5 protein-coding genes are annotated in these 6,333 nt (G+C 63.7%); 2 read left to right on the top strand and 3 right to left on the bottom strand.

From position 1 onward, the window contains the following. Positions 1-142: 142 nt before the first annotated feature. Both ACQRBV_RS18085 and ACQRBV_RS18080 read left to right on the top strand, forming a co-directional pair. Complete coding sequence (locus tag ACQRBV_RS18085; RefSeq protein WP_244699633.1) at positions 143-964, top strand: NAD-dependent epimerase/dehydratase family protein; 822 nt, start codon at positions 143-145, stop codon at positions 962-964. Positions 965-967: 3 nt separating this feature from the next. After that, positions 968-1,855 (top strand): SMP-30/gluconolactonase/LRE family protein, encoded by an 888-nt coding sequence (locus ACQRBV_RS18080; RefSeq protein WP_411985053.1) that lies wholly within the window; start codon positions 968-970, stop codon positions 1,853-1,855. Between the two features lie 27 nt (positions 1,856-1,882). On the opposite strand, the gene ACQRBV_RS18075 is transcribed toward ACQRBV_RS18080, so the two are convergent. The 3 genes from ACQRBV_RS18075 to ACQRBV_RS18065 all read right to left on the bottom strand — a co-directional run bounded on the left by ACQRBV_RS18075 (position 1,883) and on the right by ACQRBV_RS18065 (position 6,293). Further along, the gene (locus ACQRBV_RS18075) at positions 1,883-3,028 is read right to left on the bottom strand and encodes an HlyD family secretion protein (RefSeq protein WP_411985052.1); all 1,146 of its coding nucleotides are present in this window, start codon (positions 3,026-3,028) and stop codon (positions 1,883-1,885) included. Beyond that, positions 3,025-4,671 (bottom strand): MFS transporter, encoded by a 1,647-nt coding sequence (locus ACQRBV_RS18070; protein ID WP_411985051.1) that lies wholly within the window; start codon positions 4,669-4,671, stop codon positions 3,025-3,027. Before ACQRBV_RS18070 ends, ACQRBV_RS18075 begins: the two co-directional genes overlap by 4 nt. 143 nt (positions 4,672-4,814) lie before the next feature. Next, the gene (locus ACQRBV_RS18065) at positions 4,815-6,293 is read right to left on the bottom strand and encodes a DASS family sodium-coupled anion symporter (RefSeq protein WP_411985050.1); all 1,479 of its coding nucleotides are present in this window, start codon (positions 6,291-6,293) and stop codon (positions 4,815-4,817) included. Between the last annotated feature and the right edge of the window lie 40 nt (positions 6,294-6,333).

Raw genomic sequence — 6,333 nt, 5'->3', positions numbered from 1 at the left:
GGTGTGTCATCCACCGCAAGCATCGTTGATAGACCGCTATCGGGAGCAAGCCCCCTCCCACAGGTCGGGTTGACAAGCTGGGGGGAGCGTAAGGATACTCGAGACAAGTCATACGACAACCTACAACAATAATGGAATCCACATGACCACAATCACCTCGCCCACACCCTTCAACCGCCTGCTGCTCACCGGCGCCGCCGGTGGCTTGGGCAAAGTCCTGCGTGAACGCCTGCGCCCCTATGCCCGGGTGTTGCGCCTGTCGGACATCGCCCCGATGGCCCCGGCCGCCGACGCGTCTGAAGAAGTGCAACCCTGTGACCTCGCCGACAAACACGCCGTGCATCAGTTGGTCGAAGGTGTCGACGCGATCCTGCATTTTGGCGGCGTGTCGGTGGAGCGCGCCTTTGAAGAGGTACTCGGCGCCAACATCTGCGGGACTTTCCACATCTACGAAGCCGCCCGCCGCCACGGCGTGAAGCGCGTGGTCTTCGCCAGTTCCAACCATGTGATCGGCTTCCACAAACAAGGCGAAATCCTCGACGCCCACTCCCCTCGCCGCCCGGACAGCTACTACGGTCTGTCCAAATCCTACGGCGAAGACCTGGCCAGTTTTTACTTCGACCGTTACGGCATCGAGACCGTGAGCATCCGTATCGGCTCCTCGTTCCCCGAACCGCAAAACCGCCGGATGATGCACACCTGGCTGAGCTTCGACGACCTCACGCAACTGCTGGAACGTGCGCTCTACACCCCCAACGTCGGCCATACCGTGGTGTACGGCATGTCGGATAACCTCGACACCTGGTGGGACAACCGCTACGCCGCGCACCTGGGCTTTGTGCCCAAGGACAGCTCCGAAGTGTTCCGCGCCCAGGTCGAAACCCAGCCACCCGTGGCTGAAAACGACCCGGCCAAGGTCTACCAAGGCGGTGCGTTTTGCGCGGCCGGCCCCTTCGGTGACTGAACCATGCCCGCTGAATTGATCGTCGACGCCCGCAACACCGTGGGCGAATGCCCAGTCTGGGTACCCGAGGAACAGGCGCTGTATTGGGTCGATATTCCCAACGGCGGCCTGCAACGCTGGAGCGCCGCCACCGGCCACCTCGCGGCCTGGAAAGCCCCGCAAATGCTTGCCTGCATCGCACGTAGCGACGCCGGCAACTGGGTTGCCGGCATGCAAACCGGGTTTTTCCAACTCACCCCGCACAACGACGGCAGCCTCGACACCACCCCCTTGGCGACCGTCGAACACCCGCGCGCGGACATGCGCCTGAACGATGGCCGCTGTGATCGCCAGGGCCGCTTCTGGGCCGGCAGCATGGTCTTGGACATGGGCCTTGGGGCCGCCGAAGGCACTCTTTATCGCTTCGCCGCAGGTGCAACGCCGCAGGCTCAGCTAAGCGGGTTTATCACCCTCAACGGCCTGGCCTTCAGCCCCGATGGGCGCACGATGTATGCCTCGGACTCGCACCCGTCGGTGCAGCAGGTCTGGGCGTTCGATTACGATCTGGAGAGCGGCACACCGTCCAATCGCCGCGTGTTCATCGACATGCACGCGCACCCCGGCCGCCCCGACGGCGCGGCCGTCGACGCCGACGGCTGCTATTGGATCTGCGCCAACGACGCAGGACTGGTCCACCGTTTCACCCCCGAGGGCCGCCTCGACCGCTCGCTCAGCGTGCCGGTGAAAAAACCCAGCATGTGCGCGTTCGGCGGCAGTCGCCTGGACACCTTGTTCGTCACCTCGATTCGTGACGACCACAGCGAGCAGTCCCTGGCCGGCGGCGTGTTCGCCCTCAACCCCGGTGCCCAGGGGTTACCCGAACCTACGTTTGCGTGTCGCAAGCCTGGGTGACGCTGGCACCTGTTGAGCGGCGTGGTCTCAAGGCGGGCTGTTTTTCAAGCGCCCCGCGGTGTCGATACTGACGACCACCGACAACCCCGGCCGCAGCCGCTCGCTCTCGGCCTGGTCGGGGTCGACCGTGATCCGCACCGGCACGCGCTGGGCGATCTTGACGAAGTTGCCGGTGGCGTTATCGGCCTGCAACAGGCTGAACTCCGAACCGGTCGCCGGGGAAATATGCTGCACAGTGCCATGAAACTTGCGGTGGTTCAGCGCATCCACGGTGAAGGTCACCGGCTGGCCGACCTGCACGTTGTCCATCTGGGTTTCTTTCATATTGGCGATCACCCACAACTGCGGGGGCACCAGGGCCATCAACTGCGCGCCGGAATTGACATAGGCGCCAAGGCGCACGCCAATCTGCCCCAACTGGCCATCACGCGGCGCGGTGATGCGGGTGTTGGACAGGTCGATGCGCGCCAGCTCCACCGCCGCCTCGGCACTGGCCACGGCGGCCTCCAGGGAACCGCGATTGACGATCACGGTTTGCAGATCCTGCCGGGCAATTTCCAGGCTGGCCTGGGCTTGGGCCACCGAGGCGATCGTCTGCGCGTTCGCCGCACGGGTCACGTCCAGCTCGCGCTTGGACACGGAACCGTCGCCGATCAGTTCTTCATTGCGGCGCAGGTCAGCAATGCTCTTGCGCGACTGCGCCTGGCTATCCGCCAACGCGGCCTGGCGCAGCTTGATGGTGGCTTCGGCGCTGTTGCGCTGCTGCACTACATTGGCCAACGCGGCTTTCTGTACCGCCAGTTGGGCCAGTGCCTGGTCGAGGCGCTGCTTGTAGATGCGGTCGTCCAAGCGCACCAGCAGGTCGCCGGCTTTCACGTACTGGAAGTCCTGCACCGGCACTTCGAATACATAACCGCTCAGTTGCGGGCCGATGATCGTCACTTGGCCGCGCACCAACGCATTTTCAGTGGTCTCCACGGCGCTGCTGAACGGCGGCAATTGCCAGGCATACAACACGATCAGCACACCGACGATGGCAATCGCGGCAAAGCCCAGCGAAGAGACGATGCGCACCCGCAACGAGCGCGGTTCGGTAATGGTCGAGCCCGGTGGGGTGCTGCCTTCCGGGGTCGAGGCAATGGCGTTGGTGGTCGTGGTTGTCGAATCGGTCATGAAGAAACGCCGCTGGGTTGAACGGGAGGAGTGGCTGCTCGGGTGGTGCTCATCAGCCATAGGCTGCGCAAAAAGATCCAGGTCATGGTCAGTATCGCGATGATCGCGATCAGCATGAAGACATCGTTGTAAGCCATTACGTTCGCCTCCCGGGTCGCGGCCGTGGCGAGGCTGCGGATGCCCATCAGGTTACGCAATTCCGGGTCGGCGACGATACCGCCATAGGCCGAACCGCCGCTCTGTACCCGTGCGGCCACGCGGGGGTCGAGCAAGGTCAAGTGCTCGACGATCATGCTTGAATGATACTTTTCGCGCACGATCTGGAAGGTGCCGAGCAACGCTGCGCCGATCAGGCCGCCGAGGTTCTGGCAAATGCCGAACATCACCGAAAAACTCACCAGGTTGCGCGGGTTGGTCAGCACGTTCTTCGTGCCCAGCACCATGGTCGGCCCCAGGAAGAACGTACCGCCAAAGCCCAGCAGGAACTGACTGATATACAGGTTCTGCGGCCGGGTCAGGTTGCTGGAAAAACTGTCCATCACCGACCCCGTGGCCATCAGCGCCAAGGAAATCACCAGCGGCATCAGCAGGTGCGCGGGGTTGATCGTCAACGCGCTGACCACCAGCCCGGCAATCGCTCCGGCCAGCATGACCACATACAGCGTGTGCATCTGTTGGTAGCTCATGTTCAACATCTGCATGAACCCCACCGCACCGGTGGACTGTTCGGACAGCACCATGCGAATCAGGATCACCGCCAGCGCCAGGCGAATCATGGTGCCGCTGCCCAGCCAGCGGGTCATCAGCATCGGGTTGGCGCGGTTATGTTCGATGGCCAGGCCAGCCATGATCAGTATCAGCGAGGCGGCCGAGGCGATGCCGATCCACGGCGCTTCCAGCCACCAGTCGATACGGCCCAGGGACAACACCGCGCACAGCAGCGCCACGCCGCTGGCGAGGATGGCGAAGGTGAGGAAGTCGAGTTTTTCAAAGGTCTTGAAACGGTCGCCCGGTGGCAGCTTGAGCAGGAACACGCAGCCCAGGCAGATCAGCGCCAAGCCCAGCTCGAACAGGTACAGGCCGCGCCACTCGGCAATCTGCAGCAAGTCTTCGGAGAACAGTCGCGCCAGCGGCAAGGCCAACTGCGCGGTGCCCAACCCCAGGACCAGGGCTTTGAGGCGCCACTTGGCCGGGAATGCCTGGATCATGTAGTACAACCCCAGGGAACTCAGCGCCGCGCCGACCATGCCGTGCGCCGCCCGCACCGCAATGGCCGAACTGAGGTCGTTGACGAACAAGTGGCCGAAAGTCACCAGCGCATACAGCACCAGGAACACTTCGGTGAACGCGCGCAGGCCGAACTGCTGGCGGAACTTCACCAGCAGCAGGTTCATGCACACGTTGGTCATCACATAGGCGGCGGGCAGCCAGGCCATTTCGGCGGTGGTCGCCCCCAGTGCGCCTTGCAGGTATTGCAGGTTGGCGATGACCAGAGCATTCCCCAGCCCCCCGGTGATTGCCACCAGCACGCCCACCAGCGCGAACAGCCAGCGTCTGTGGGTGGGGTGCAGCGGTGTCGACGGCGAACCGGGCAGGCTCGGGCGCTCGTGGGGTTCCCAGGTGTGTGGGGTGTATTTGTCCATTCGATGACCTAGATGAACCGACGGTTGAGGTCGGTAAAAGCACGACTCAGGGATAGTAAACCTGAGAGCCGCTCATCTTGCCATCTTGGGGTGGGGTTCCAGCCAGTCTGTGGCTGCTCGATGCCTATAAAGCGCACTCCTGATCAGATCCAGCCTAGCCAACTCCAGTAAGTCGCTGCAAATACCAGCATCAACCCATACCCCACCAGCGTTACCCAGACCCCGACCTTGGCGAATTGCCTGGCCGTAAACGTCGCCGTGCCCAGGCACACCATGTTCTGCGGCGCATTGATCGGCAGGATAAACCCATAGCTCATGACAAACCCCAGCAGCATGGTCATCCCCAACCGGTTGAACTCCCCCGGCAAGGTCTGCAACACCGCAATCAGGATCGGCAACAACGCCGAGGTCAGGGCCGTGGCGCTGGCGAAGCCTAGATGGATCAGGATCAGGAACGCGCCAAGAATCGCAAACACGCCCAGCGGCCCCACCTGATCCAACCCGGTGTGCGCCACCACCTGCGAACCCAGCCATTGCCCGGCGTGGGTGGTCAACAGCGCCGTGCCCAGGCTGATGCCCACGCCGAACACAATCACCGTGCCCCACGGAATGCGCGATTGCACATCCTTCCAGGTCATCACGCCCAGGCCCGGCAACAGCAGGCATACCAGCCCGGCGTAAGTGGTCGAGGTGGTGTCGAAATTGTGCAGGCGCCCTTCCGTGGCCCAAGCCAACAACAGCAATACCGACACGGCGAGCAAGCGTTTCTGCGGGCCGCTCATGGGGCCGATGTCCAGCAGCGACTGCGCCACCGCTTCTTTACCGCCGGGGATGCTGTCGGTTTCCGGCGGCAGCAGCTTGAGCACCAGGTACAACAACACGGCCGACATAATCAGCGCCCACGGCGCGCCGGCGATCAGCCAGTCGATCCACGACACGCGCTGGCCGAGCATCTTGTCCATGAAGCCGACGCTCAGCAGGTTCTGCGCCGCGGCGGTCTGGATACCGACGTTCCAGATGCTGGTGCCCTGGGCCACCACGATCATGATGCCGGCGGCGATGTTCGAGCGTTTATCCACGCCAAAGGCGGCGATCACCCCCATCATGATCGGCACCACACAGGCACTGCGCGCCGTGGCGCTGGGCACCACCAGGCTGAGCAGGATCGTCACGGCAATCGCGCCGAGCAGGATGCGCCGGGTACTGGTGCCGACGCGGCTCAGGGTCACCAACGCAATGCGCCGGTCCAGGCCGGTGTGGGTCATCGCCGCCGCAATGAACAACGCGCCCGCCACCAGCGCCAGCGCGGGGTTGGAGAAGCCGGTCAGCGCCATGCTGATGGCCGGGCTGGAGCCGATCAGCTGCGTCGGGTCTTGCAGCGAGGGTGCGGTGCCGAGCAAAAACGCCATGAGCGAGGTGATCATGATCGCGCTGGCTTCATAGGACACCGCTTCGCTGATCCACACCACCACGGCAAACGCGAGGATCGCCAGCATGCGCTGCCCAGCCACGGGCAGGTCGGCCGGCAGCGGCAACCACAGCACGCCGACCATCACCAATACGGCGACCACCAGGCCCAGGGGTAACTTGAAGGATGCAGCGGTTGTAGCAGGGGCGTTCATGGGCGGCTCCGGGCCTCTGGATCGGGCCTGGAGCATGAGG

Source organism: Pseudomonas sp. R11F, assembly GCF_050312575.1.
Lineage (GTDB): Bacteria > Pseudomonadota > Gammaproteobacteria > Pseudomonadales > Pseudomonadaceae > Aquipseudomonas > Aquipseudomonas palleroniana.
The sequence above is the reverse complement of the archived record's forward strand: the minus strand, read 5'-3'. Positions and strand labels throughout refer to the sequence as shown.

Bases quoted from the DNA above. Each gene is read 5' to 3' on its own strand.
- ACQRBV_RS18085 (WP_244699633.1), top strand. From the start codon at position 143: ATGACCACAATCACCTCGCCCACACCCTTCAACCGCCTGCTGCTCACC.
- ACQRBV_RS18065 (WP_411985050.1), bottom strand. From the start codon at position 6,293: ATGAACGCCCCTGCTACAACCGCTGCATCCTTCAAGTTACCCCTGGGC.
- ACQRBV_RS18070 (WP_411985051.1), bottom strand. From the start codon at position 4,671: ATGGACAAATACACCCCACACACCTGGGAACCCCACGAGCGCCCGAGC.
- ACQRBV_RS18075 (WP_411985052.1), bottom strand. From the start codon at position 3,028: ATGACCGATTCGACAACCACGACCACCAACGCCATTGCCTCGACCCCG.
- ACQRBV_RS18080 (WP_411985053.1), top strand. From the start codon at position 968: ATGCCCGCTGAATTGATCGTCGACGCCCGCAACACCGTGGGCGAATGC.